27 protein-coding genes are annotated in these 26,582 nt (G+C 63.1%); 18 read left to right on the top strand and 9 right to left on the bottom strand.

The features are described 5' to 3' along the window. Window positions 1-233 precede the first annotated feature (233 nt). The 3 genes from NPS29_RS17145 to NPS29_RS17135 are packed head-to-tail and all read right to left on the bottom strand — an operon-like array spanning window position 234 to window position 2,637. Window positions 234-839, bottom strand: a complete 606-nt coding sequence (locus tag NPS29_RS17145) for a class I SAM-dependent DNA methyltransferase (RefSeq protein WP_274133928.1) — start codon at window positions 837-839, stop codon at window positions 234-236. Beyond that, on the bottom strand, window positions 836-1,609 hold the full coding sequence (locus NPS29_RS17140; RefSeq protein ID WP_274133927.1) for a PIG-L deacetylase family protein: 774 nt from the start codon (window positions 1,607-1,609) through the stop codon (window positions 836-838). Before NPS29_RS17140 ends, NPS29_RS17145 begins: the two co-directional genes overlap by 4 nt. Further along, window positions 1,606-2,637: an acyl-CoA dehydrogenase family protein gene (locus NPS29_RS17135; protein WP_425312523.1), complete on the bottom strand. Its 1,032-nt coding sequence runs from the start codon at window positions 2,635-2,637 to the stop codon at window positions 1,606-1,608. The genes NPS29_RS17140 and NPS29_RS17135 overlap by 4 nt, the downstream gene beginning before the upstream one ends. A 186-nt stretch (window positions 2,638-2,823) precedes the next feature. Between NPS29_RS17135 and NPS29_RS17130 the strand changes: the two genes are divergently transcribed. The 3 genes from NPS29_RS17130 to NPS29_RS17120 all read left to right on the top strand — a co-directional run bounded on the left by NPS29_RS17130 (window position 2,824) and on the right by NPS29_RS17120 (window position 4,408). After that, window positions 2,824-3,201 (top strand): DUF2946 family protein, encoded by a 378-nt coding sequence (locus NPS29_RS17130; protein WP_274133926.1) that lies wholly within the window; start codon window positions 2,824-2,826, stop codon window positions 3,199-3,201. A gap of 119 nt (window positions 3,202-3,320) precedes the next feature. After that, window positions 3,321-3,929 carry an SCO family protein gene (locus tag NPS29_RS17125; protein ID WP_274133925.1) on the top strand — a complete coding sequence of 203 codons (609 nt, stop codon included), beginning with the start codon at window positions 3,321-3,323 and terminating at the stop codon, window positions 3,927-3,929. After that, the gene (locus NPS29_RS17120; RefSeq protein WP_274133924.1) at window positions 3,929-4,408 is read left to right on the top strand and encodes a copper chaperone PCu(A)C; all 480 of its coding nucleotides are present in this window, start codon (window positions 3,929-3,931) and stop codon (window positions 4,406-4,408) included. The genes NPS29_RS17125 and NPS29_RS17120 overlap by 1 nt, the downstream gene beginning before the upstream one ends. 222 nt (window positions 4,409-4,630) lie before the next feature. Here NPS29_RS17120 and NPS29_RS17115 read toward each other — a convergent pair whose 3' ends face one another. The 6 genes from NPS29_RS17115 to NPS29_RS28745 all read right to left on the bottom strand — a co-directional run bounded on the left by NPS29_RS17115 (window position 4,631) and on the right by NPS29_RS28745 (window position 9,341). Next, complete coding sequence (locus tag NPS29_RS17115) at window positions 4,631-5,905, bottom strand: Nramp family divalent metal transporter (RefSeq protein ID WP_274133986.1); 1,275 nt, start codon at window positions 5,903-5,905, stop codon at window positions 4,631-4,633. Between the two features lie 141 nt (window positions 5,906-6,046). After that, window positions 6,047-6,712: a glycosyltransferase gene (locus NPS29_RS17110; RefSeq protein WP_274133923.1), complete on the bottom strand. Its 666-nt coding sequence runs from the start codon at window positions 6,710-6,712 to the stop codon at window positions 6,047-6,049. A 133-nt stretch (window positions 6,713-6,845) separates the two neighbouring features. Then, window positions 6,846-7,409 (bottom strand): type 1 glutamine amidotransferase domain-containing protein, encoded by a 564-nt coding sequence (locus NPS29_RS17105; RefSeq protein WP_274133922.1) that lies wholly within the window; start codon window positions 7,407-7,409, stop codon window positions 6,846-6,848. 114 nt (window positions 7,410-7,523) lie between these two features. Continuing rightward, window positions 7,524-7,859, bottom strand: a complete 336-nt coding sequence (locus NPS29_RS17100) for a hypothetical protein (protein WP_274133921.1) — start codon at window positions 7,857-7,859, stop codon at window positions 7,524-7,526. A gap of 351 nt (window positions 7,860-8,210) precedes the next feature. After that, complete coding sequence (locus NPS29_RS28750; RefSeq protein WP_337993897.1) at window positions 8,211-8,582, bottom strand: hypothetical protein; 372 nt, start codon at window positions 8,580-8,582, stop codon at window positions 8,211-8,213. Window positions 8,583-8,651: 69 nt separating this feature from the next. Further along, a complete protein-coding gene (locus NPS29_RS28745; RefSeq protein ID WP_337993896.1) occupies window positions 8,652-9,341 on the bottom strand; it encodes a hypothetical protein in 690 nt (229 codons plus the stop codon). Window positions 9,342-9,685: 344 nt separating this feature from the next. Here NPS29_RS28745 and NPS29_RS17090 point away from each other — a divergent pair, with 344 nt between their 5' ends. The 15 genes from NPS29_RS17090 (at window position 9,686) to NPS29_RS17020 (ending at window position 26,200) form a co-directional block, all read left to right on the top strand. After that, window positions 9,686-12,619: a multicopper oxidase domain-containing protein gene (locus tag NPS29_RS17090; RefSeq protein WP_274133920.1), complete on the top strand. Its 2,934-nt coding sequence runs from the start codon at window positions 9,686-9,688 to the stop codon at window positions 12,617-12,619. Window positions 12,620-12,657: 38 nt separating this feature from the next. Then, complete coding sequence (locus tag NPS29_RS17085) at window positions 12,658-13,698, top strand: SCO family protein (protein ID WP_425312526.1); 1,041 nt, start codon at window positions 12,658-12,660, stop codon at window positions 13,696-13,698. A gap of 166 nt (window positions 13,699-13,864) precedes the next feature. Continuing rightward, window positions 13,865-14,947 carry a glycoside hydrolase family 3 N-terminal domain-containing protein gene (locus NPS29_RS17080; protein WP_274133919.1) on the top strand — a complete coding sequence of 361 codons (1,083 nt, stop codon included), beginning with the start codon at window positions 13,865-13,867 and terminating at the stop codon, window positions 14,945-14,947. A 100-nt stretch (window positions 14,948-15,047) separates the two neighbouring features. Next, window positions 15,048-15,455, top strand: a complete 408-nt coding sequence (locus tag NPS29_RS17075) for a hypothetical protein (RefSeq protein ID WP_274133918.1) — start codon at window positions 15,048-15,050, stop codon at window positions 15,453-15,455. A gap of 390 nt (window positions 15,456-15,845) precedes the next feature. Next, window positions 15,846-16,682, top strand: a complete 837-nt coding sequence (locus tag NPS29_RS17070) for a transporter substrate-binding domain-containing protein (protein ID WP_274133917.1) — start codon at window positions 15,846-15,848, stop codon at window positions 16,680-16,682. A 40-nt stretch (window positions 16,683-16,722) separates the two neighbouring features. Then, window positions 16,723-17,490 (top strand): SDR family NAD(P)-dependent oxidoreductase, encoded by a 768-nt coding sequence (locus tag NPS29_RS17065; RefSeq protein ID WP_274133916.1) that lies wholly within the window; start codon window positions 16,723-16,725, stop codon window positions 17,488-17,490. 14 nt (window positions 17,491-17,504) lie between these two features. Continuing rightward, window positions 17,505-18,260 carry an SDR family NAD(P)-dependent oxidoreductase gene (locus NPS29_RS17060; protein WP_274133915.1) on the top strand — a complete coding sequence of 252 codons (756 nt, stop codon included), beginning with the start codon at window positions 17,505-17,507 and terminating at the stop codon, window positions 18,258-18,260. 165 nt (window positions 18,261-18,425) lie between these two features. Further along, window positions 18,426-19,247 (top strand): amino acid ABC transporter ATP-binding protein, encoded by an 822-nt coding sequence (locus NPS29_RS17055; RefSeq protein ID WP_274133914.1) that lies wholly within the window; start codon window positions 18,426-18,428, stop codon window positions 19,245-19,247. A 10-nt stretch (window positions 19,248-19,257) separates the two neighbouring features. Further along, window positions 19,258-19,929, top strand: coding sequence for an amino acid ABC transporter permease (locus tag NPS29_RS17050; protein ID WP_274133913.1), 672 nt, complete (start codon window positions 19,258-19,260; stop codon window positions 19,927-19,929). A 10-nt stretch (window positions 19,930-19,939) separates the two neighbouring features. Beyond that, complete coding sequence (locus NPS29_RS17045) at window positions 19,940-20,605, top strand: amino acid ABC transporter permease (RefSeq protein WP_274133912.1); 666 nt, start codon at window positions 19,940-19,942, stop codon at window positions 20,603-20,605. 46 nt (window positions 20,606-20,651) lie between these two features. Continuing rightward, a complete protein-coding gene (gene dapA / locus NPS29_RS17040; RefSeq protein WP_274133911.1) occupies window positions 20,652-21,533 on the top strand; it encodes a 4-hydroxy-tetrahydrodipicolinate synthase in 882 nt (293 codons plus the stop codon). A gap of 78 nt (window positions 21,534-21,611) precedes the next feature. Beyond that, complete coding sequence (locus NPS29_RS17035; protein ID WP_274133910.1) at window positions 21,612-22,901, top strand: NAD(P)/FAD-dependent oxidoreductase; 1,290 nt, start codon at window positions 21,612-21,614, stop codon at window positions 22,899-22,901. An 11-nt stretch (window positions 22,902-22,912) separates the two neighbouring features. Further along, window positions 22,913-24,394 (top strand): aldehyde dehydrogenase family protein, encoded by a 1,482-nt coding sequence (locus tag NPS29_RS17030; protein ID WP_274133909.1) that lies wholly within the window; start codon window positions 22,913-22,915, stop codon window positions 24,392-24,394. A gap of 9 nt (window positions 24,395-24,403) precedes the next feature. After that, window positions 24,404-25,426 (top strand): proline racemase family protein, encoded by a 1,023-nt coding sequence (locus NPS29_RS17025; protein WP_274133908.1) that lies wholly within the window; start codon window positions 24,404-24,406, stop codon window positions 25,424-25,426. A 69-nt stretch (window positions 25,427-25,495) separates the two neighbouring features. After that, the gene (locus NPS29_RS17020) at window positions 25,496-26,200 is read left to right on the top strand and encodes a GntR family transcriptional regulator (RefSeq protein WP_274133907.1); all 705 of its coding nucleotides are present in this window, start codon (window positions 25,496-25,498) and stop codon (window positions 26,198-26,200) included. Window positions 26,201-26,582 lie beyond the last annotated feature (382 nt).

Here is a 26,582-nt window from a genome sequence, read left to right as displayed (position 1 = left end):
CGGGCGGCGCTCCGCTTGCCGGCGTCGGCGATTCCAAAGCCGCCCCCGCCGGCAAGCCGTGCTGCTACAGGGATAGGGGTTGGCCTCAAGTGGCGTGACCAACCCGATTGCGTAGGAGCGCGCTTGCCCGCGAATGCGTCAGGCCAGACACCTCGATATCGAGTGAACCACCGCCGTCGCGGGCAAGCGCGCTCCTACAGGTTTGTGCCAGACCCGGATCGTGCGCAGTACGCTCAGTCCTCCCGAATCTGTTCGTCCAGATCGATGCCGCCAGGCTGTCTGCTCCACACCTCCAGCAGGAAATCCGGTTCCTCGTGGCGCAAGGTGCGATGCAGTCGCAGCCTTGAATGCAGCAGGCTGTGGGCCTCGCGTCCGGTCATGGCGCAGCCGTCGATCGGTTGCAGCCAGTGGCAGGCCAGCACGGCGCCCTCGGGCGTCAGGCTGGCAAGCATGTGGTCGATCACCTCGATAAAGGACGCAGGCGTCAGGTAATACGCCCACTCGCTGACCACGATCAGGTCGAACGATCCTTGGGGCCAGTCCTCTGGCAGGCGACCCTGCAAGACCTTTGCCCTCGCAAACCGTTTCAACCGCTGCACGGCCAGTTCCACGGCGCGCGGGCAGAGGTCCATGCACACCAGGCTGTCGCAACGCCGGGCCAACGCCACGCTCAGCTCGCCGTTGGCGCAGCCGGGTTCGAACGCCCGCTCATAGCGCTGGCGGGGCAGTGCGGCCAGGGTCAGGTCGCGTTTGCGCTGCTCGTACCAGCGGGTGCGAAACGCCCAGGGATCGTCGCTGTCAGCAAACAGCTCATCGAAATAGTCGGCAGGCAGGCTCACAGGAACACCAGTTCGAAAGGCTGCAGCATGCGCTCCAGCGTGTCAGGAGCCAGGACCGGGGCGCTACCGGTGCTGGAGTCGGTCTGCAACTGGGTGGCATGGGCTTCGATGGCCCAGCGCTTGCGCCGCTGCTGCTCTTCATTGAGCACCAGCTTGCGTGCATGGGCCCAGGGAATTCGTGGGTCGTTGGGCTCGGCCCAGTGCCAGGCCCACACCGGTGTCTCAAGCAAGGTCGCCCCGGTATTGGCCGCTGCCTGAGCGGCGCAATGGCCTACGGCTTCGTGATCGCAGTGGCCGTCGTGTCGCCAGGTGGTGATCACCACATCGTCAGGCCCCAGGTCTTCGCTGAGCAGGGCGATCAGCGATTCCGCCCGATCCGCCACCTGGCCGTCGGCGATGCCCAGGCGTTGCCAGCACAGACGCTGCACATCGAAGCCCAGCCGGGCGACGGCGCGCTCGCTTTCCTTGCGCCGCTCCAGACGCAGCATCATCTGTGGCCACTGCGGCGAATCCGCATGGCTGGCCTCGCCATCAGTCACCGAGATCAGTTGAACAGGATTGCGCCGCCCGACCATCCCCGCCAGCAGGCCACCGCAGGCGAGGATTTCGTCGTCCGGATGAGGCGCCAGCACCACCAGCCGCGAGCCGGTGGGCACCAGTTCGCTGAGGGTAATGGGGCGCACGCCTTGCAGTGCCGGGCTGGTCTGCCAGTCGGTCAAGGGTGTGCCACGCACGCCAAAGGGATCTGAGTTACTCAGGGCCATGTTCATAGGGTCCAATCCTCCGTTTCCTGTTTGGCCAGTAACTGGCCCAGGTGCGCCAGATCCCGTTCGGCGTGGCTCTGACGAATAAAGACCGGCAAATCCACTGCCAGCCGGGCAAAGTGCGAGTCGCGACAGAATGGCGTGGCACCCAGTGCGCGGCCCACGTGCTGACACACCTGTTCGACAGCCATTTCCACCTGGGCGCGCAGGCGTTGCACTGCCAGTTGCGCGTCATCCCGGGGATGGGCGTCGATCCACGCGGCGCATTCGCGCAGGGCCGCCGCCGCGCCGCACAACGCGGCATCCACCGCGCCCAGGTGTGCGTCCCCATGAGGGTCGTCGCGGCCTTTGCCACGCTGCTCGCGCAGGGCCTTGGCCAGCGCCACCGCCGCGCCATACCACGCCGCAGCGATGCCTGCGCCGCCGTGCCAGAATCCGGGCCTGCTCAGGTAGGCGCCGGGCCCGCCGACGCTGTGGCCCACCACGCCGTCGAAGTGCACGTCGACACTGGCGGTGCTGGCCATCCCGACTGCCTGCCAGGCCTGCCCGTCGACACTCACGCCGGGGCTGTCCAGGCGCACCGCGACCAGTTGCGGTTGATCGTCTGCAGCCCAGGCAGTCAGCAGCGCGTAGTCGATCTGCTGGGCGCCGGAACACCACGCCTTGCGGCCGCGCAGCAGCACTTCGGTACCTTGGTGCTGGACGATAGAGACACGCGCATCCGGCGGCTCGGCCGCCCAGACACCCCAGATGCCGGGCAGGAAAAACGGGTTGAAGGCCAACTCGGCGAGGATCGCCAGGGCATCGGTGTGGCCCTCGTACAGCTTGAGCAGCGCCAGATCGATGCCGCCCACGGCTGCCAGTTGTTGCCAGCGCGCCAGGGTCTGGCCGCTGGCGGGCAGGGGCAGTTGGTCCAGGCCGTGCTCGATGCACAGGCGCATGGCTTCGGCCAGCGCGTCGCCGCTCATGGGCGGGTTGGGACGCCGGGCAAAATCGGCCAGCAGCGCGTCGAGGGTGAGTGCGGTGTCCGCCATGCCTGAAGTGCTCCCTGAGGTATCTGGCTGTCGAGCAGCTCCTGACATTCGGCACTGACCCGGGCGCGGGGTTCCGAGAGATTTCAGGTCAAATAAACCAGGCTGATAGAGATGCGCGGTTTTGTCGCACCCGCAAGTCCGGCCCCGTTACATCTCGGGGGGCGCAAGCAGGTAGAATGCGGCCCCATGAAACTCGTCCGAACCCACCAATCGCTCATTGCCTGGATGCTCTACGGCGCCATCCTGTTCACCGGGCTTGTGTGCAGCACCAGCCACGGACAGATGCTGCGGGCATTCAATCAGGTCGGCCCATCGGCCGATTGCAGTGCCGACCATGGGATGTCGGGGCAGATGGACATGGCGCAGATGGGCGATCACGCGCAACTGATGAAATTGTCCATGACCGATTGCGCCTTCGCCGGCAGCCTGGCCCTGGCGCTGGTGTTCTACATCGGCCTGGGCTGGCTGGCGCGCACCTTGCGCAAGCGCGTGCCGCGTTCGGACTACCTGCTGCGCAAACCTCCGCGACATCTCTTCCCCGGTCTTTCGCCCCAGGCGCCCTGAACGCTGGCCGCGAAACCCGCTGACTGTTTGGCGTCGCCCGCCCTGGGGCTTTTAAGGCTGCAGGCCGGGCGAGTAAAGGCTGGCGCCAACGCTGGCCGCTGCTTCAGAGAGTTCGTCACATGAATGATTTATTGACCCGCCGTCAGGTGCTGACCGGCATGAGCGTGCTGGGCCTGGGCCTGCTTGCGGGCTGCGATGGTTCGACCACCGCGCTGGATTTCAAATACGGCAAGGATCTGTCCAACAAGATCATGGGCCGTACCTTCAAGCTCACCGACACTCAGGGCGAGGTGAAGACCCTGTCCAGTTATCGGGGGCTGATGCCGATGGTGTTCTTCGGTTTCACCCAATGCCCGGCAGTCTGTCCGACGGCCCTTGCCCGCGCGGCCCAGATCAAGAAGATCATGGGCGAGGACGGCAAGACGCTGCAGGTGATCTTCATCACCGTCGACCCCGAGCGCGACACGCCAGAGATCCTCGACGCCTACGTCAAGCAGTTCGACCCAAGCTTCGTTGCCCTGCGCGGAACCCTCGAGCAGACGCAGCACGTGGCCAAGGAGTTCGGGGTGTTCTACGAGAAAGTCCCGGCCGGTGAGACGTACACCATGTCCCACACCGCCACCAGCTTCGTCTTCGACTCCCGGGGCAACCTGCGCCTGGGCCTGTCGCCATCACTGTCCGCCAAACAATGCGCGGAAGATCTGACCACTGTCATGGAGGTCTGCTGATGACCGCTCTGTTTTCCAAATCCGTACTGGCTTTCTCGTTGCTGCTGGGTGCGAGCGTTTCGGCCATGGCGCAGACCCGCGTGGACGATGCCTGGGTGCGCACTACGGTGCAGGGGCAGCCGACGTCGGGCGCATTCATGCGCATCACCGCCGATACCGACAGCAAGCTGCTCAGCGTCAGCTCGCCGGTGGCCAAGGATGTGCAGATTCACCAGATGAGCATGACCGATGACGTGATGCGCATGGGCCCGGTGGATTCGGTGGCGTTGCCTGCGGGCAAGGCGGTGTCGCTGGACCCGGACGGGTACCACGTGATGCTGATGGGGTTGACCGGGGCGATCAGGGAAGGGGATCAGGTGCCATTGACCCTGACCATCGAGAACGACAAGGGCGTGCGCGAAGAAGTGCAGGTCACGGCCCCCGCCAAGGCCATGTCGAGCCAGATGGACATGGGCCACGATCACAGCAAGATGCATTGATGTAAGCGGGGGGCAACCGATATCGCCCCTCAGTCCCGTAGCCGCCGGACTTGCCCGCGGATCGATCTCGATCCCCTGTGGGAGCGGGCTTGCCCGCGAAAGCGTCAGGTCAGACACCTTGATGTTGAATGACCTACCGCCTTCGCGGGCAAGCCCGCTCCCACAGGTAATCGCTGGAACCCCGACGGCAAGCGGAACCCCGCCCGGCTGGACTGCTACGGTTCAGGCCATTGCCATCCCTACCAGCAACACCAGGTTCAATCCGATAATCAACAACGCAATCCCCCACGCCAGCCCTGTCAACACCGGCCCGGTGACGAAACTGCCCATTAACTTCCGGTCCGACACGAAACGCACCAGCGGCACGATCGCAAACGGCAATTGCATCGACAGGATCACCTGGCTCAACACCAGCAACTTCGCCGTCCCTTCGGCTCCGTAAAGACTGGTCACCACAATCACCGGAATGATCGCCAGACCCCGTGTCAGCAGGCGTCGCACCCAACCCGGCAGTTTGAGGCGCAGGAACCCCTCCATCACGATCTGCCCGGCCAGGGTGGCGGTGACCGTGGAGTTGATCCCGGACGCCAGCAGCGCAATGGCGAACAGCGCTGAGGCTATCCCCACCCCGAGCATCGGCGAGAGCAGGTGATAAGCCTGCTCGATTTCCACCACGTCGGTCTTGCCCGCCTTGTGAAACACCGTGGCGGCGGTGATCAGGATCGCTGCGTTGACGAACAGCGCCAGCGTCAGTGCGATGGTGCTGTCCGTCACCGCCCAGCGCAGGCCGATGCGACGGCCCTCATCGGTGCGCGGGTAGGCGCGGGTCTGCACGATGGAGGAGTGCAGGTACAGGTTGTGGGGCATCACCGTCGCGCCAATGATGCCGATGGCCAGGTACAGCGCCGCAGGGTTGGTGACGATTTCGGCCTTGGGAATGAAGCCTGCGAAGAGTTCGGCCATGTCCGGGCGGGCAAGCACCATCTGGATCGCGAAGCAGCCGAAGATAATCAGCAGCAACGCAATGACGAACGCCTCCAGCGCCCGAAAACCTTTGCCCATCAGCAGCAAGATCAGGAATACATCGATGGCCGACAGCACCGCGCCCCACACCAGCGGGATGCCGAACAGCAGGTTCAGGGCAATCGCCGTCCCGATTACCTCGGCCAGGTCGCAGGCGATGATCGCGACTTCACAGGCCAGCCACAGGGCAATGCACACCGGCCGGCTGTAGCGCTCGCGGCAGGCCCGGGCAAGGTCCCAGCCGGTGACGATGCCCAACCGCGCCGAGAGCGCCTGCAACGCAATCGCCATGAGGTTGGACAGCAGAATCACCGACAGCAACAGGTAGCCGAATTGCGAACCACCGGCAATGTCGGTGGCCCAGTTGCCGGGGTCCATGTAACCCACGGCGACCATATAACCCGGGCCGGTAAAGGCCAGCAGGCGTTTGAACCAGTGCGTGGTGTTCGGCATCGCGACACTGGCGCTGGGCATGCCGCCCCCCAGTGTGTCGTCGCCGGGGTTGGCCCGGTTCTTTATCGGTTGCATCGCTCGCTTTCCCGCTCTGATGAGGATCGCCTGGGCGCAACGTCGACGATCCGGAACAGGCCCCCGGATCTCTGCGCGTACTCAGGGTTAGCTTAATAACGAAGAACTGGCCAGTGAATTTAGGTAATCGCCAAAACCTTCCCGGCAGCGGCATGCCTTGCGTGCGCTGGTGATGACGCTGTTGCGGGCGGTCCAGACGATCTGCGCGCCGCTGCGTTCGAGGTCTTGCACCAGGTGCACGTCCTCGTGGGCAGGCAAGGCGCGGAAACCGCCGGCCCGCACATAGGCCGTCGAAGACACCCCCAGGTTGGCGCCGTGGATGTGCCGGTGGTCTTCGACGAACCGGTAATGGGCGTCGTAATGAATCTGCACATGAGGCGGGTGTTCCGACCAGTCGGTGACCTGAACCACGCCGCACACGGCATCGGCGCTCAGGGCGACCTGCTGCGTCAGCCAGCCGTGAGGCACCACGGTGTCGGCGTCGGTGAAGGCCAGCCAGCGGGCACCGCGTTCGAGCATGCGCTGGGCGCCGGCGGCGCGGGTCATGCCGACGTTGCGATGGCTGCAGGCGACGGTCAACACGCCATGGGCCTGCGCAATCATGGCCGAATTGTCGGAGCAGTCGTCGAGCATGACCAGGATTTCTACCGCCTCGCCCTCGAGCCCGTCGTGGCGGGACGCTGCGATCAATGAACGGATGCAGTCATCCAGGAATTCTTCTTCGTTGTGGGCGGGGACGATGATCGCAATCATGGGCGAGCCTCTGACTGGCGCTCGCGAGAATCGCGCAGGCCTTTGTGATGTCGACGGGCCGCGAAAAAATTGGTTGCAAGTATTTTCGTTCAAGCCGACGCCGCGGCATGCGGCGTGGGCGTCTGACAACGAATCAGGCGGCGAGGAGGGCTTTGCCGATGGCTTCGTTGAAGGCCGGCAGGTCGTCTGGCGTGCGCGAGGTAATCAGCGTCCAGCCGTTGGCCGGGCACGCCTTGACCTGGGTGTCGACCCAGTCGGCAGCCTTGGCGTTGAGCAAGTCGATGCGCACGCTGGGGTAGGACGTCAGCGTCTTGCCGCCGACCACGCCTGCGTCGATCAGCAGCCAGGGGCCGTGGCAGATCGCGGCGACCGTCTTGCCGGCGTCGGCGAATTCCTTGACCAGGCGCTGGGCATCGGCGTCCTGGCGCAGGGTGTCGGCGTTGACCGTGCCGCCAGGAATGACCAGCGCGTCGAACTCGGCGGCGGACAATCCGGCGAGGCGCGTATCGGAGGTGACGCTGGTGTCTTTCTCGGTGTCGTGCAGGAAGGTCTGCGCATCACCGCCCTTGATGGTCGCGTGGGTCACCGTCGCGCCCATGCCTTGCAAGGCTTGCAGCGGCTTGAGCAGCTCATCGCGTTCGATGCCGGTGTTGGCGGTGATGATCAGGACTTTCTTGCCGGTGAGGGTCGTGCTCATGATGGTGATTCCTTTTGAGTTGAACAGCGCCCGACAGGTCGGGCGATATGGTTCTCTGAGGAAATCGCAAATACGAAGTTCAGCCCGATTGCATCACCGGGCCTTGGCCGCGACCTACAGGCAGTCGCGTGCCGCTTTCTCCAGAGCACTCTTGCCGAACGCCGAGGCCAGTGGCGCGCGCTGATAGAGGAAGGCGCGAGTATTGGGGTTGCCCTTGAACACTTCGAGGATATCGTCCTGGGCCACTTTGCCGGACACCAGCAACTTGTAATGACCCTTGGTCTCGGTCAGCGTGGTGTCTGGCTTGATCTTCTGCCACTTCTCGAAGACGCACTGCGCGTAGTCAGCGGCGGGCTTGGGAGTTTCCATGTTCACGGACGGATTGTTCGGGGTGGAACCACAGCCGGCCAGGGAAAGGGCCAGCACACTTGTCAGCAGTAAGAGACGCATCTATTTCATCCTGAAAACAGAAGTTGAAACACTTATTAGGCGATGAGCTGCCGCGCTATCAACGTGCCATTACCTGGCAGTTTCCAGGTGCCCGGCAAAGTGCTTGTTTTGTCTCGATTTAATATTGTTTGAAGTTAAGAAACAAAATCATTTGCGTTAATGATGGGCGCGCCCACTATTAGTTGGCGCGTATGTTGACCATCAATTCGGGAAATGAAAAGAGCGCATTCGAAAATATCACCCATGACCGTTCGTACGGAAAAACGAATATTTCTCAACGCCCGCGTGTTCACCTCACGAACACCGTCCGGCACTGGATGATCCAGGCGTCGGGTCTCACGGTACATGTAGCTACGTGGCATTTTGAGGCCACAGGCTGTTTTCTGTGCCCAAGCGAGATGTGCTGAGGTTTCGATTGCCCTGGGGGCAATGGTCTTCGATTTGCACCGGCTTTGTTTGCGGTTCGATAACCAGAACAAGAAGGTGGAGGTATTTATGCAATTCAAACAAGCGATCCTTGCTCTTGCCATTGGTGGGGTGCTGTCGGCATCCACCGTGCTGATTCCTGACTCGATCTCTCACTCCAGCAGCGCCTACGCCAAAGACGGCGGTGGAGGCGGCGGTGGCGGTGGAGGTGGAGGCGGCGGTGGTGGTGGTAACGGCGGCGGTGGTGGAGGCAATGGAGGCGGCGGCGGTGGTAATGGGGGCGGTGGTGGTGGCCACGGCGGAGGCGGCGGTGGCAACGGTTCTGGAGGCGGTGGTGGCGGCTCCGGCGGCGGATCAGGCGGCGGATCAGGCGGCGGCTCGGGTGGTGGCAATGGCGGCGGCAACGGCGGTGGCGCCGGAGGCGGAAACGGTGGCAACGCAGGTGGCCATGCCGGTAACGATCACGGCAACCACGATGGCGCCAATCATGATCGCGGCGATGACCATGGCAATCATGCAGCCAACCACGATGCAAATCATGAGGCCAACCACGAAGCCAACCATGAGGCGAATCACGAGGCCAACCACGAAGCCAATCATGAGGCGAACCACGAAGCCAATCATGAAGCCAATCATGAGGCCAACCACAACGTGGGCGACGACCGTGGCAACCACGCGGCCGATCACACCCAGATAGGGGACGATCGCGGCAACGACCAGGCTCGCGCAGGCGATGACCATGGCCGTGACCGTGGCAATCATGACCGTGGTGACGATCATGGCGGCCGTCGCGGCCATGCCCAGCCAGGTGATGACCACAGCGCCGACCAGGCTCGCGCAGGCGACGACCACGGCCGTGACCGTGGCAATCATGACCGTGGTGACGATCATGGCGGCCGTCGCGGCCATGCCCAGCCAGGTGATGACCACAGCGCCGACCAGGCTCGCGCAGGCGACGACCACGGCCGTGACCGTGGCAATCATGACCGTGGCGACGACCACGGTGGCCGTCGCGGCGTACAGGCTCAGGCCGCTGACGAAAGCCGTGTCTGACATGCTCTGAAGAACCGGGTGAAGCCGCAGGAAGCGGCTTCGTACCGGGCTGCATCCCTTCGGTATTACCCCCAATACCTCGTGAATTTCCCCACCGGCAGCGGGGACCAATCCCCGGTCCTGACATTTACCGTGCCAAGTTGTTGCATCAAATTGTTACGATATTTTTCACTGGAACCCGCGAGTTTCCTGACTCCGCTGGCCATCGTTTTAATGTCACAACGCGCACTTTCTGACTCTGGCAAGGCTTTTGCCCCTTCACCCAATACCTGCGGACGCCACGGCGTCTGACCGCAGCCGTTGGATGAAACACAAATGCCCTGTGCATGAGTTGAAGGTGAGCCACCATGAAGCAACCCACGCGTTTAAAGTTCCCCTCCATCAACGGGCTTCAGCTTTTGCGCGGATCTTCCGCGGTATTGATCGCCCTGAGTATGGGGTTGACGGCGGTCCATGCCGGGCCGATCGACAACGAAGATCAACCTCCAGTCACCGACCCATCGGCCTACACCGATCCGCCTGCGGATCCAGCCGCTGCGTTGAACAACCTGCTGACGCTGCCGGAAGCCAACGAAGGCGCGCTGGACCTGCCCAATGGCATAGAGGGCACGCGCGCCTCGACCCGGGTTGAAAACGTGCTTCCGCCTTCGGCGCAGACCAGCTTCAACTACCCCACCAATGGCAAGCCCAGCCCGTTGTTCGGGGCCCAGCCATTCACTCAGCCAGTGCTGTTGTTCGAAGAGTTCGGGCCGACCAAGCTCGATCCAACCCAGACCTCGCAAGTTCCGTTCCCGCCGCCCACCCTGGGTCCAGGGCCTGCTCAGGACCCGACCAGCGTCGCCCGCAGCGGCCCGTCGCCTGAAGCCCTGGCTGCGTTTCTCGCGGCACCCGGCCTGACGCCGTATCCGACGCAGTACGCCAACTCGCTGGACCGCAACCCCTGGCAGGCGCAGATCCAGGACTTCCTCAACCGCCGCGTGGATGCACCGGCTGAAGGGCGTCCACCAGGAAAAGGCTGGTCCCATCAGCGCTGGAACGAGTTCTACCCGCAGATCGCCTACAAGACCGTGCAGACCGGTGCCCACAGCAACAGCGGGTTCCGCGATCACTTGCAGCTGCATGATTACAAAGGCGGGGAGTGGGGGCCAGGCGGGCTGAACTACTACCCGGACGGCAGCACCAACCATGGCGGCACCGCCAGCGGGATCGGCGTGCGCATTCACCCCTTGATGCCGGTGCAGGAGCACAACTCGGTCTGGACCTTCGACGGCACCCTGCCGCCCAAGCTGCTCATGGTGCGCTACGGCCAACCGGTGCTGATGCGTCACTACAACGGCCTGCCGATCGACCCGTCCGCCAACAAGGGCTTCGGTTTGCACACCATCTCCACTCACGAACACAACGGCCACAACCCGGCCGAGAGCGACGGCTATGCCAACGCGTTCTTCTTCCCGGGGCAGTACTACGACTATCGCTGGCCGATGCAACTGGCCGGCTACGACACCATCAACACCAACGCCAAGGATCCGCGTGCGGCATTCCCCTGTGCGCCGGGCGAAACCCTGTGGGTCAACGATGACTCGCCAGGCCTCAAGACCTGCGACCACGGCACCATCAAGATCCGTGGCGACTGGCGCGAGACCATGAGTACCCACTGGTTCCACGACCACATGATGGATTTCACCGCCCAGAACGTCTACAAGGGCAACGCGGCGATGATGAACTACTACAGCGCCCTGGACCGTGGTAACGAAGCCATCGACGATGGCGTCAATCTGCGTTTCCCCAGCGGCTCGTACCTGGCCTGGGGTAACCGCGACTACGACGTCAACCTGACCGTGGCGGACAAGGCCTGGGATCAGAACGGCCAGCTGTGGTTCAACCCGTTCAACACCGATGGCTTCCTTGGCGACGAGATGGTGGTGAACTGGGGCTACAAACCGTACCTGGACGTGCGCGCCCGCAGCTATCGCTTCCGCATCCTCAATGGTTCGGTGTCGCGCTACGTGAAGATCGCCATGGTGCGCGAAATCAAGGGGAACGGCGGTGAATTCCCAGGGCCGCAAGGCTCCGGTGTGTCCTACGCCCGGGTGCCGTTCCACATGATCGGCAACGACGGCAACATCATGGAACACGCCGTTCCGTTCGACGGCACCATGGACCTGGACGGTGACGGTGACCTGAAAAACAACTTCGGCATCCTGCCAACCCAAGGCATCGCCGAGCGCTACGACATCATCGTCAACTTCGGCAAGAACGGGATCAAGGCCGGGGACAAGATCTACATGGTCAACGTCCTCGAACATGAGACCGGCAAAGGTCCGAAAGGCGAAGTGCCGCTGGGCGACGTGTTGTCCGGCAAGTATCAGGCGGTGATCAAACAGGGCAGCAAGGGGCCGCAATGGGACAAGGGCGATCCGGTGGTCGGCATGTTCATGCAGATCAACGTCAAGCCTTATACCGGCCAGGACCTGAGCATGGATCCGGTGGCGTACGAGCCTGCCAAGCCCGGCAAGGCAGAAGGCAAGGTGATGATCCCGCTGACGATTCACCGCGACAACGCGGCGGATCAGGCGCTGTTGGCCAATGCGCGGCACCGCACCTTTATCTTCGGCCGCTCCGACGGGACCGACTCCACCCCATGGACCATCAAGACCGACGGCGGCCTGGGCTTCAACATGGACCCTCGGCGGTTGTCTGCCTCCACTCACCTGGCCAACGGGCCGACCTCGGCGGGGTACCAAGGCACCGGCACGCTGGAAATCTGGAAAATCCAGAACGGCGGCAACGGCTGGACCCACCCGGTGCACGTGCACTTCGAGGAAGGGATCATCCTCAGTCGCGGCGGCAAGGCTCCACCTGAGTGGGAAAAATGGGCGCGCAAAGACGTCTATCGCATCGGCACCGACAGTGGCGACAATGTAGAAATGGCGATCCATTTCCGCGAATTCGCCGGGACCTACATGGAGCACTGCCACAACACCCAGCACGAGGACAACTCCATGCTGCTGCGTTGGGACATCGAGCATCCAGGGCAATTCCAGCTGATGCCCAACCCGATGCCGACCTGGGATGGCGTGGGCTACGTCAGCTCTGCGGCGCTGCCTACCGCCTACACCGGCGACGGCAACGGCCCTTCGGTGAAACTGGCAACTGCCAGTGGTGGCACCAGCTCCGGCGGCGGTTCTTCCTCTGGCGGTGGCTCGGGTGGTGGCTCTGGTGGTTCCGGCTCGGGTTCGGGCGGTGGTTCCGGTTCGTCCGGCTCGGGCAAAGGCAAATAGCGATCCGGGGGATCGGGGAGGTTGAAGTCATGTTCCAGATGCTTCGCAAGGCCGCCATTGCTGTGACCGTATCGATGATCGCCATGGTCTGGGGCAGCGTCCCGGGCGTGGCCGGCGATGTTCAGCCGGACACGCCCTGGGGCAAGGACTTCTTCCCCAACACGGTGCTGATCAACCAGGACGAACAGCCGATGAGGTTCTTTGACGACCTGATCAAGGGCAAGGTGGTGGTGATCAATTTCATCTTCACCTCCTGCTCGGACTCCTGCCCGCTGGAGACTGCACGCCTGCGTCAGGTGCAGAAGCTGCTGGGGGATCATGTGGGGCGTGACGTATTCTTCTACTCGATCAGCATCGACCCGGAAACCGACACCCCGGCCGTGCTCAAGCAGTACGCGGCCAAGTTCAAGGTGGCGCCGGGCTGGCAGTTCCTGACCGGCAACAAGGACGACATCGTCGAGTTGCGGCGCAAGCTCGGGCTGTTCATCGAGGGTGTCGACAACGGTCGCACCACCGATCACAACCTGAGCCTGATCGTCGGCAACCAGGCGACCGGGCGCTGGATGAAGGCCTCGCCGTTCGAGAACCCCTACATCCTCGCCGACCACCTGGGCAAAAGCCTGCAGAACTGGAAAGTGGCCGACGCCAACCAGAACAGTTACGCCGACGCGCCTGAAGTAAGGCCGCCAAGCCTGGGCGAACAGATCTTCCGCACCCGCTGCAGTGCCTGCCACACCCTGGGCAACGAAGGTGAGCAGACCACTGGTATTCGTGGGGTAGGGCCCGACCTGCTTGGGGTGACCCGTCAGCGCGACGGCGAGTGGCTGGGGCGCTGGCTCAAGGAGCCCGATGTGATGCTCGCCGAGAAGGATCCTGTGGCGGTCAAGTTGTATGAAGCCTACAACAGGGTGGCCATGCCCAACCTGCGCATGGAAGACAACGACATCGGCCAGGTGATCGCCTACCTGCAAGAGGAGACCGACCGCCAACAGCCGCAAGAGCACATGCATATGGCCGGGGATGATCCCCATGCCGGGCACAACATGCATGAGATGCATGAAGGGCACGTAATGCCGTAGCAGCACGGCTTGCCGGCGGGGGCGTTTCTGAAACCGCCGCAAGGACATGTGCTGGATGGTGATCGTTTGTGCTCGATATGCGCGAAGTAATTTGACAATGCTCGTTTAGTCATTAGAGTGAGCGATATCGAGCATCATCGCTCTTCAGGAAAAACGAGGTGACGTCATGCCAATCGACCTGCAACGGGCCGCCTATTCGGTACTGCTGCCTGCATTCTCCGGGCTGGAACTGACGGATGCCATGCGCCGTTATCTCGAACGCGGCGGGGTGTCGATCCTGCTGGGCGAAACCCGTGACGAGTACCTGGCACGCAACATGAGTTTCGAACGTCGCCGCTCGGAGACACACGCCCATTTCAGCCACATCGCCGAACAGGCTGCGGCGTTGACGGGTGTGCCGGTGCTGGTGGCCGTAGACCAGGAACTGGGCGGTATCCAGCGTTTGCACCGGCTGGTGCCGGGCATGCCATCGGCCGCTGCGCTCAAGGAATTGACCGGCGAAGAAATCGAAGCCCGAAGTTACGAAATGGCCAGTGCGGCTCGGGTGATGGGCGTCAATCTGTTTCTGGCGCCCATCGTCGATGTTGTCAACGGGGCCAACCCCTGGCTGCACAATCGCAACCTGGGAAGCGATCCGGACGAGGTGTCGCGCATCGCCTGCGCATTCATTCGTGGCGTGCAGAGGGCGGGGGTAATTGCCACGGCCAAACACTTCCCGGGGCACCATCAAACCGAGCATGATCCAGCAGTCAATGAAGCAACGGTGCCTGGTTCATTGACCGATCTTGAAGACGGCCTGCAGGTCTTCAGGCAAGTGATCGCCACCGGCGTGCAGGCGATCATGCCCGGCCCTGCGGTGTTCCCGGCGCTGGATGAACAGCAGTCGGCATCGACCTCACAGAAGGTCATCGGCCTGCTGCGCGATGAGCTGGGCTTCGACGGTCTTATCATCTCCGATGATCTGGACGCCGTATCGATCCTGCGTGGCAACAGCCTGGCAGAGACTGCCGTGGCTTCATTGCGCGCGGGTGCTCACTTGTTGCTCGTTTCCAGCGAAGCGGGACTGGCTGAGCTGGCCGCCGCCATCGTGGAGGCGGTGGAGCAGGGCAGACTGGCGCAGGACGCGCTGCTGCGTGCCGCGCAGAAAGTTCGGGACCTGGCCCAGACATCGCGGGCACAGGTGGACTCGGGGCTGTACGTCTCGTACCCGATTTCGGGTGGCCATCTGACTCGTCGCGTTGTGCGCTGAAACCATCGCGATAGAGCGATTTTGCCGTAGGCAGGACAGGGCGCGGCGCGGCACAATGGCGGCACGCTCAAAGACCTACCTCACCAAGAGTCTGCCGCCCATGTTCACTCCGCTTGCCATGCCCCGACTGCTGGAACTGGCCCAGCGTTCTGCCGCCATTACCGAACCTTGCACTTGCATCAGCAAATCCCTGGCCGGATGGGAAGGGCTGCCGGTTTCACTCAAGGAATCGCAATTGCAACAGGTCGCATCACTGGTCGCGGCGGAGGAAGAAGACCTGACGCTGGACGAGTACCACCCCAACGGCACCCATTACTGGTCCGTCCAGGCACCCATCGCCCCGCAATTTTTCCCCTACAACCGCTGCGGCGTCTGGGCTTGCACGCTGTGCAGCCGGCACTTCCTGCGCTACGCCGAGGCAGGGGCCTATCACATCGAACAACGCATCCGCAGCCTTGACCCGATGTTGATCGTGGATGAGCCGTTCACCGGCATAGGCCGCAGCTAAATCCCTACGGGGATCCCTCGTAGGAGCGCGCTTGCCCGCGACAGCGCCCGGCCAGACCCCTCGATGTCGAATGGCCCACCGCAGTCGCGGGCAAGCGCGCTCCTACGGCCTTCGGCCAGAATCACATGATACCCACGACGCAAACCCCGTAGCAGCCGGGCTTGCCCGCGGGAGCGATCTTGCGGACGCAATCGCCGGCAAGCCGTGCTGCTACGGTGAGATCACCGCAATACCACCCCCATAAAAAATTATTTCAACCGCCCGTTGACAGCTTCGTTCGTTCAAAACTAATCTGCATACAGCGCTGCACACATGACGGCGCACATGCTCGTACATGAGCTGCACTTGTACCTTTCTGCCCAAAAACAAATACATCGGTGAGGTCAAAAAATGCTTCGTTCCTTCTCTCGTTCCGTCCGCAACATGCTCCTCTGCGCCGCCGCCACCGGTGCGCTGCTCAGCCAGGTTCCGGCGCAGGCCGCCGATTCGCTCTGGCAGGGTGTGCAGAAAAACGGTGTCTTGCGTTGTGGCGCCGCAGTCGCTGCGCCTTACGTCATGCGCGATGCCAAATCCGGTGAATACAGCGGCTACTTCGTCGACCTGTGCCGTGACTTCGGCGAGCGTGTGCTGAAGGTCAAGGTCGAGTTCGTCGACACCAACTGGGACAACCTGGTGGCCGGGCTGCAAAGCGACAAATGGGACCTGGCCATGGCCCTGAACCAGACCCCTGAACGCGCGATGGCCGTGAGCTTTTCGGTGCCTGCCACCGACTACCAGGTGTCCTTGCTCATCAACAAGGACAACCCCAAGTTTGCCAACGCGCAGAACAGCCTCGCCGACTACGACAAACCTGACGTGACCTTCGCCGTGATGTCCGGCACCGCCCAGGACAAGGCCATTTCCGCGGTCATCAAACAAGGCAAGATCATGCGCCTGGCCGGCATGGACGAAACCCGCCTGGCGGTGATGTCCAAGCGCGCCGATGTGCTGGTCGACGCCAGCGACACCAATCACCTGTTTGCCGTGGCCAACCCGGGCTGGAGCAAAGAGGTCCTGCCAAAACCTGCGCTGGCCAAGCAGGGCGTAGCCTTCGGCTTGCGCCGTGATGCATCCCCGGCCGATCTGCAGGCGCTCAACATCTATCTGTCTCAACGTCGCGACACCGGCGAAATCGACGCGCTGGTGGACAAGGCATCGGTGCTGGCCAACGCCAAGCCTGCGCAGTAACCCTGGGCACATTCATTCAGCGCAATTCAGGGAGAGCCCCATGACCGATCTGGCACAACCACTGGCCGGGCATACCATTCTGGTCACTGGCGCGTCCGGCGCCATCGGCAGCGCGATTGTCGAGCGACTGGCCGCCGAAGGCGCTCGTCCGGTCATCCACTACAGCCGTGACCGGCAGGCAGCCGAGCAGTTGCTGGCGCGAGTGGGCGGTGACGGGGTCATCGTCCAGGCCGATCTGTCCGCCGAAGGTGGCGCCGATGGCCTGTGGGATCAGGCGCTGAGCCTGGCCGGGCGCATTCATGGCCTGGTCAATAACGCCGGCATTCGTACCGAGGTTTCAATCGATGCCGATGTGGATACCTGGCGCGCTGCCTGGAACCGCGAGTTTCAGGTCAACTTCTTCTCGGCAGTGGATCTGTGCCGTCAGGCCGTGAAGCACTTCCGGGATAACGGCGGCGGCAAGATCGTCAACATGGCGAGCCGGGCAGGGCAGCGCGGCTACTCAGCCCAGGCACTGCCGTATGGCGCGACCAAGGCGGCGCTGATCAACCTGACCAAGTCCCTGGCTGCAAGCTTCGGCCCCCAGGGTGTGGTCGCGGTGGCCATCGCGCCGGGGTGGGTGAAGACCGAGATGGCCGACCAGTTCGTCGCCCAGTTTGGCAAGGCGGCAGCGGTGGCTGATATCCCGATTGGCGACATGGCCCAACCCTCGGAAGTGGCGGAACTGGTGGCGTTTGTGCTGCGCGACTCACAACGCTCTCTCAATGGCGCGACGCTGGATGTAAACGGCGCCAGTTATATACGCTGACAGGAACTTCATACATGAAACGCTTTGCAGACAAAGTTGTGATTGTGACCGGTGGCGGTGGCGGAATTGGTTCGGCTATATGCCAGCGCTTTGCAGATGAAGGGGCCAGGGTGGTGGTCACCGACATGAATAAGGATGCGGCCCAGGCGGTTGTCAACGATATAACCGGCAAGCACGGAAGTGCAGTGGCCATTGCGGCGGATATTGCTTCAGGTGATGCCTGCCGTGATCTGGTCCGGCAAGTTTTTGAGCAATATGGGCGTATCGATGTCTTGGCCAATAATGCCGGCATCAATCGCCGTGGCAACTTGCTGTCGCTGACCGAAGATGACTGGCACGCCAGCTTCGCGGTGAACCTTGATGCGATGTTTCATCTGTGCCGCGCGGTGTTGCCGCACATGATCGCCGCCGGTGGCGGGGCCATCGTCAACACTGCCTCGCAGTGGGGGCTGTACCCGGCGCCCAACCACATCGCCTACAACGTGACCAAGGCGGCGGTGGCGTCCTTTACCCAGAACCTGGCCCGGGATTACGCGCCGGACAAGGTACGGGTCAATGCCGTCTGCCCGGGCGAGGTGCACACGCCGATGCTCGAAGCCGGGGTCAGGCGTTCAGGTCGCACCATCGCCGACCTGGACCGGATGGTGCCCTTCGGGCGCATCGGCAAACCTGAAGAGGTGGCGGCACTGGTGGCGTTTCTGGCCAGCGACGAAGCGCAGTTCATGTGCGGCTCATTAGTTGAAATAACCGGTGCACAAGCGGTCGCCTGATTTAACCCGCTATCAGGCAAGTCATTGGTGTTATCGAAACAACAAGAGCATGACGTGTTCAGTGCTCGCGGTGAAGTGTTGCCCGCGGGTACTGAAACTCACACTTTGCAACTTTACCGATTCCCGAAAACAGCCAACTTGCGGCGTTTTCCTGGAGAACCCGATATGACAGTTCCTCATCTCGTGGCCAGCACGCCACCGGTTTCGCTCGTCGACAACAAGCCAGGCGGCGACTTCATCCAGCTTCGCGACGTGTACAAATCCTATGGCGAAGGGTTGGTGGTCATGGATCGCCTGAGTCTGGACATGCGCGCCGACGACCGTCTGGTCATCATCGGCCCGAGCGGCAGCGGCAAGAGTTCGTTGCTGCGGGTGATGATGGGGCTGGAGAGCATTCAGGGCGGCACCATCAGTTTTCAGGGCAAGCCGTACATCGACGGCCAGGCGAAGAAATCCGGCAAGCCGCTGGACGCGCGCCTGCAGACCCAGGTCGGCATGGTGTTCCAGCATTACACGCTGTTCCCGCATCTCTCGGTGCTCGGCAACCTGATCCTCGCGCCAATGAAGGTCCATGGCCTGTCCCGGGCCCAGGCCACGGAGAAGGCTCGGTTGTTTCTTGCCCGTCTGGGCCTCGAAAGCAAGCTCAACGCCTGGCCCAGCCAGCTGTCGGGTGGGCAGAAACAACGGGTGGCCATCGCTCGTGCGCTGATGCTCGAACCCAAGTTGATGCTGTTCGATGAAGTCACCTCGGCGCTGGACCCGGAAATGGTCATCGAGGTGCAGAACGTCATGCTGCAACTGGCCGAAGAAAAGATGGCGATGATCATCGTCACCCACGACATGCACTTCGCCCGACACATCGCCACCCGCGTAGTGTTTTGCGCCAACGGCAGAGTGGTCGAGCAGGGCCCGCCCGAGCAGATCTTCACCTCCCCCAGAGAGCCTCGCACCCGCGAGTTCCTGCAAAAAGTGCTGCATCTGGATTGAGGGCGCGACCATGAACTATCAGTTCGATTTTCACTTCCTGACCGGCAACTGGGGCGTGCTCTGGGATGGCCTGAAGGTCACCCTGGAGCTGGCGCTGGTCTCCAATGTGGTGGGTGTGGTGCTGGGCTTCGGCCTGTGCCTGCTGACCCTGAGCCGCTGGTTTTTCATCCGCTGGCCGGCGCAGCTGTTTATCGAGTTCTTTCGCTGCACCCCGGCGCTGCTGCAGATCGTCTGGTTCTTCTACTGCGTGCCGATGCTGTTCGACGTGTTCATCGGCCCGATCACCATGGGCGTGCTGGCGCTGGGCCTGAACCTCACGGCCTTCAACGCCGAAGCCTATCGCGCCGGGGTTCAGGCGGTGCCTCGCGAGCATCTGGACGCCTGCGTCGCCCTGGGGCTCAAGCCTTGGCAGCGCACGCTGTACGTGATTCTGCCGCAGGCTCTGCGCACCGCGCTGCCGGTGCTGATGACCAACGGTATTTCGATCCTGCAACAGAGTGCGCTGGTGGCCATCGTCGCCGTCGCGGACCTGATGTACGTCGGCAAGAGCATCGCCACCGAGGCCTATCGCCCGCTGGAAACCTATTCGTTGATTGCCCTGATCTACCTCGCCCTGTCGCTGCCGATCGCGCAGTTCGTGCAGTGGCTGGAGCGTCGTCAGGACAGCGCCCTGGCGCGTTGAGGAGAAGCTCATGCAGATCGATTTCATGGTGGTGTTTTCTTACTGGCAGGTGCTGGCCAAAGGGCTGGCGCTGACCCTGGCGTTCACCGTCAGTTGCGCGATCCTGGGCAGCCTGGGCGGGTTCTTCCTGAGCCTGTTGCGCCTCTCGAAAAACCGCTTCGTCAGCGTGCCGACCGGCCTCTACGTGGAGCTGTTTCGCGGAACACCCTTGCTGATCCAGCTGTTCTGGATCTTCTTCTGCCTGCCGGTGGTGTTCGGTATCTCGGTGCCGCCATTCGTGTCGGTGGCGCTGGCCCTGACTCTGTACATGACGGCGATCACCAGCGAGACCTTTCGCGGCGCGCTCAAGTCGATTCCCTCCGAGCAGCATGACGCCTGCGTCGCGCTCGGCGTGGCGCGCTGGAACAAGGTGCTCTACGTGATCTTCCCCCAGGCCCTGCTGCGTGCGGTTCCGCCGCTGCTTTCCAACGTGGTCAGCCTGTTCAAGGAGAGCGCGCTGATCTCCTCGGTGGGCATCGCTGACCTGATGTTCGTCGGCCAGAACATTTCCAACAGCACGGCGCGCCCGGTCGAGTTCCTCACTGCGGTGGCGGTCATCTATTTCCTCGTCGCGTTCCCGCTGACCCGGCTGGTCGGCGTGGTCGAGTCGCGAATGCTCAGACGCTACGCCTACTGAGCCAAGTCCTTACAACCCCTGAATGCACCAAGTGGAGAGACGACCCATGCAACAACTCAAAGGCATCATGCCCGCGCTGGTTACCCCGTTCGATAAAAACGGCGCGGTGGATTACGACACCCTGGGCTCGCTGGTGGAGTTCCACCTCAAGCAAGGCGTCACCGGCCTCGTGCCGCTGGGTTCGACCGGCGAATCCTACGCCCTGACCAACGACGAGCGTCGTCAGGTCATGGCCACCGTGCGCGAAGTGGCAGGCAACCGCGCGATGCTGATCGCCGGGGCCAACGGTTCCTGCACCCGCGAGGTGATCGAGCAGGTGCGCCAAGCCCGCGACAGCGGCTACCGTAACGTGCTGGTGGCGCCGCCTTACTATGCGATCCCGACCCAGGAAGAATTGACCGGTCACTACCAGGCCATTCTCGATGCCGTGCCGGACGTCAACGTGGTGCTCTACAACTACCCGATCCGCACCAACGTCGAAGTCGGCTACAGCGTGCTCGACGCCCTCCAGGACCACGACCGGGTGATCGCCATCAAGGAAAGCGCCGGCAACCTGCTGCGCGCCATCGAGATCGGCGACAGGTACAAGGGCAAGATCCAGCTGTCCTGCGGCTCGGACGATCAGGCGCTGGACTTCTTCCTGTGGGGCGCGACCAGCTGGATCTGCGCGCCGGCCAACTTCCTCGCGCCGCAGATCGTCTCGTTCTACAACAAATACACCTCCGGCGATCTGGCCGGTGCGCAACAGATCGTGCGTTCGATGTTCCCCTTGATGAACAACCTGGAAAGCGGCAAGTTCATCCAGAAGGTCAAGTACGGTTGTGAGCTGGCCGGCTTCAAGGTTGGCGTTGCGCGCATGCCGCTGCTGCCGCTGACCGACGACGAGAAAACCGAATTCCGCAAGGAGTTCGAAAAGCTGTTGGGCTGATACCTTGCCCGCACCGATGCCCCGGGTGTCGGTGCGCACGCCCTTGATCTCAATCCTGTCATGACAGAGAGCTTTTCTATGATGCCCATGCAATCTTCCACGCCGCTCCCGGGTGCAGATCCAGCCACGCGCGAAACCGCTGTCGTCGTGGGCGGCGGCATCGTCGGCGTGTGCTGCGCGTTGTACCTGCAGCGCGAGGGGTATCGGGTCACCCTGATCGACCCCGAAGCGCCGGGCGACAGCACAGCGAAGTGGAGCTGCGGGCAGATGGCGGTCAGCGAAGTGATCCCGCTGTCCAAGCCTGGCATCCTGAAAAAGATCCCGGCCTGGCTGCTGGACCAGAAAGGCCCGCTGGCCCTGCGCCCCAGCGCACTGCCGGGGATACTGCCGTGGTTCCTGCGTTTCGTCGCCTGTGCGCGGCATTCGCGGATCGTCGACATCTCCAACGAGATGGCAACCCTGACCCGCCACGTTTACACCGATTACGCACCTTTGCTCGACGCCTGCCCGGACAAGACCCTGATGGGTGAGCGGCCGATCATCGAAGTCTTCGACTCGGCCAGTGGGCTGCAGGGCGAAGCCGGACACATGGACCTGCGTCGCTCGCTGGGTTTTCAGTCAGAGGTGCTGGACGCGGCGGCCATCGCCGACCTGGAACCGGCGCTGGCGGGAAAATTCAAGCACGGTTTGCTGTTCCCGGACTGGCGTGCGGTCAGCGACACCAAAGGTTTTATCGCGGCACTGACGGACAGTTTCGAAAAGCAGGGCGGGGTGCGGATTCGCGCCCAGGTTCGCCAACTGGATGAAAGCGCCGACCGCGCCACTGGCGTCACGCTGGCCAACGGCGAGCGGCATCGGGCCGACCATGTGGTGATCGCCGCAGGCACCGGGTCCAGTCGCTTCTTCCAGCAATTGGGCAGCAAGGTCCCGTTGGCGGGAATCGCCGGGTATCAGGTGCTGCTGCCGGACGCTGGCGTCGATGTGCGCCATTCGGTGATCTATGCCGATGGCGGTTTCTGTTTTGCGCCCATGACCCGTGGCTTGCAGATCGGCGGGACCATCGAGTTCGCCGCTGCCGATGCGCAGCCCAATTTCAAGCGCGCCGAAATCATTCTGGAAAAAGCCCGCAGGATCCTGCCGGACCTCAAGCTCGACGACATCGAATACGGTGTCGGCTACCGGCCATTTTTGCCGGACACCAAGCCTGTGATCGACTGCAGCCAGCGCCTGGGCAACGTATTCATGGCCTTCGGTCACGGCCAGTTGGGCCTGACCCTGGGCGCGACCACCGGCCGCCTGATCGCTGACCTCGTGGCGGGCCGCAAGCCTGCCCAGGACCTCAAACCCTTTAGCGCCACCCGCTTTTGACGGAGCTGTTGATGAAATCCTATGCGCAGTTGTACATCGATGGACAATGGGTCAGCCCGGTCAAGGGCGGCCTTTTCGAGACGGTCGATCCTGCCAGTGAAGCGGTGATCGCCCAGGTGGCCGCCGCCACTTGCGAAGACATCGACCTGGCGGTGAAAGCTGCCCGCCGGGCATTCGACGAAGGTCCGTGGCCGCAGATGAGCGGCGCAGAACGTGCCGCCGTGCTGCGGCGCATCGCCGAGGGCATTCGCGAGCGTCAACACATGCTGGCGGAGCTTGAAGTGCGCGACAACGGCAAGCCTTTGCCCGAAGCGCTGTGGGACATCGGCGACACCGCCGGTTGCTTCGATTTCTACGCAGATCTTGCCCAGGGGCTGGACGATCAGCGCGAACAGAGCGTGGCGTTGGCCGATGAGCGTTTCAGCTCGGTGGCGCGCAAGGAGCCGGTGGGCGTGGCCGGGGCAATCATTCCCTGGAACTTTCCGATGCTGATGGCCGCCTGGAAGGTCGCGCCTGCACTGGCATCGGGGTGCTCGATGGTGCTCAAGCCGTCGGAAATGACCCCGCTGACCGCGCTGGAACTGGCCGACGTCGCCCATCAGGCCGGGTTGCCGGCCGGTGTCCTGAACGTGGTGCCGGGCCTGGGCCCTGATGCCGGTGCGCCGCTGAGCGAACATCCGGGCATCGACAAGCTGGCCTTTACCGGCAGCGTGCCCACCGGTTCGCGGATCATGCAGGCAGCGGCCCGGGACATCAAAAACATCAGCCTGGAGCTGGGCGGCAAGTCGCCGTTCATCATCTTCGATGACAGCGACATCGAGGCAGCGGTCGAGTGGATCATGTTCGGCATTTTCTGGAACCAGGGCGAGGTCTGCTCGGCGACGTCCCGGGTGCTGGTGCAGCGTGATCTGTATGAGCCGTTGCTGCAGCGGCTGGTGGAACAGACCCGCAGCCTGAAAATCGGCCAGGGCCTGGAAGAGGATGTGTTGCTCGGCCCGCTGGTCAATCGTGGGCAGTATGACAAGGTGCTGGCGGCCATCGCCCGCGGGCAGGAAGAGGGCGCCACGCTGCTCTATGGCGGCACGCGTCCGCCCGGGTGCGACAAGGGCTTTTTCCTCACCCCGGCGATTTTTGCCGACGTGCCGCAGGACAGCTGGATCTGGAACGAGGAGATCTTCGGCCCCGTGGTGTGCGTGCGGCCATTCACCGACGAGGCCGAGGCTGTGCGCAGTGCCAACGACTCGCGCTTCGGCCTGGCCGCAGCGGTGATGTCCGCTGACTTGCCACGGGCCGAGCGGGTAGCGCGCAAGCTGCGGGCCGGGATCGTCTGGATCAATTGCTCGCAACCGACATTCACCGAAGCGCCCTGGGGCGGTTACAAGCAGAGCGGCATCGGTCGCGAGCTGGGTGAGTGGGGCTTGAACAACTACCTGGAAACCAAGCAGATTACCCGTTACGACAGCCAGCAGCCCTGGGGCTGGTACATCAAATAGGAGCCGTTCATGCGCTGGAAGAAAACCCTGCAGATGGCCGATGTGCACTGCGAAGGCGAGATCGGCAAGGTGATAACCGGGGGCGTGCTGGATATCCCCGGCAAGACCATGCTCGACAAGATGAACTACATCAACGAGGTCGACGACAGCCTGCGCCGGCTGGTGGTGCTGGAACCGCGCGGCTGCCTGCAGATGTCGGTCAACCTGCTGCTGCCGCCGACCCGCCCCGAAGCCCAGGCCGGGTTCATCGTGCTGCAGGCCGACAAGGCGCACCCGATGTCCGGCAGCAACTGCATCTGTGTGGTCACCGCATTGCTGGAACTGGGGATTGTGCCGATGCAGGAACCCCGGACCACGGTGGTGCTGGACACCCCGGCGGGGCTGGTGACGGCCACGGCCGACTGTGAAGACGGGCGCTGCAAGCGTGTGTCGCTGGACATGGTGCCGGCGTTTGTCGAACAACTGGACGCCGTGATCGAGACCGAGGCGTTCGGCCCGATCAAGGCTGACATCGCCTTCGGCGGGGTGTACTACGCCCTAATCGATGTCGAGCAGATCGGCCTGACCATCGCCCCTGAAAATGCGCGGGCCCTGGCGACCCACGGTGTGCAGCTGCGCGGCCTGATCAACCAACAGGTCTCGGTGAGCCATCCGACACTGCCGTCGATCAATGAAGTGGCCTACGTGATGTTTCGCAATCGCGTGGACGACAGCACCTGGCAAACCTGCACCACCTTGCCGCCGGGCAGGGTGGATCGCTCGCCCTGCGGCACCGGCAGTTCGGCCAACCTCGCGACGCTCGCGGCCCGGGGCAAGGCGGTGCCGGGAGACCGGCTGACGTCGCGCTCGACCATTGGCGGCGAGTTCAAGGTCGAGCTGCTGGGCTTGACCGAAGTGGGGGAGCGCGCCGCGGTGCTGCCTCGGGTGACGGGCCGGGCGTGGGTCTATGGACTGCACCAGATCGGTGTTGACCCGGATGATCCGTTGGCGGCCGGTTTTATGCTGAGTGATACTTGGGGCGATGGTTTTTAACCTGGCCTGCGCTGGTGTAGAGTTGCGCGCCGGTCCATTGCCCGGCCGCATTGCCGAGAACAAGACCTGATGAGCAAAGACACCGCTGAACCCAGTGCCAAGCGCCATGGCGGGCGCTATATCTACGAGGAGCTGCGCAAGCAGATCCTGACCCTGAAACTCAAGCCCGGCGTGCCGCTGGACGAGGTGTCGCTGGCCGCCCAGTTCGGCCTGTCGCGCTCGCCGGTGCGCGATGCGCTGGCGCGTCTAATCAGTGAAGGGCTGGTGACCATCCTGCCCAACCGCACCACGCTGGTGACGCCGTTCGAGATCGAGGAATTTCCCAATTACGTATCGGCTTTGGACCTGATCCAGCGCGCCGTGACGCGGCTGGCGGCGCTGCACCGGACCGAGGAAGATCTGGTGCGCATCCGCGCAGCCGATGCGGCGTATCTGGAGGCGGTGACGTCGGGGGATTTCCAGGCGATGTCGGAGATCAACAAGGCCTTCCACATGGCCATCGCCGACGCGGGCAAAAACCCGTACTTCATCAGCTATTACGAGAAACTGCTGGGAGAGGGGCAGCGGTTGCTGCACCTGCATTTCGATTACATCGTGAGTTCTGTCAGCAGTTCGACGCAACTGGGCCGCGATCACGACGAAATCATCGACGCCATCACCGCCCGCGACGCCGACAAAGCCGAACAGGCCGCCCACGAGCACACCATGTTGTTCCAGCGGCGTTTCCTGGCGTATCTGCAGCAGAACCTGACCCAGGGGATGTCGGTGAAATAACCGAATCCAACACCCCCGTAGGAGCGCGCTTGCCCGCGACAGCGTCAGGTCAGACCCCACCATGCCGAATGACCCACCGCCTTCGCGGGCGAGCCCGCTCCCACAGGCTAGGCGGCGTGCTCATTGCTGTGGGCACCCTGGAAACCCGTAGCAGCCGGGCTTGCCCGCGGGGACGATCTTGAGACCGCCCCCGCCGGCAAGCCGTGCTGCTACGGGTCCTGTGTGAACGCTAATTTCACGCCAACCTCGATCCCCCGTAGGAGCGCGCTTGCCCGCGACAGCGTCAGACCAGACACCACGATGCCGAATGACCACCGCCTTCGCGGGCAAGCGCGCTCCCACAAGTTAGGCGGCGTGCTCATTGCTGTGGGCACCCTGGAAA

Source organism: Pseudomonas putida, from assembly GCF_028682175.1.
GTDB lineage: Bacteria > Pseudomonadota > Gammaproteobacteria > Pseudomonadales > Pseudomonadaceae > Aquipseudomonas > Aquipseudomonas putida_AD.
Note: the sequence above shows the minus strand (reverse complement) of the source record. Positions and strands in the feature narration are given on the sequence as shown.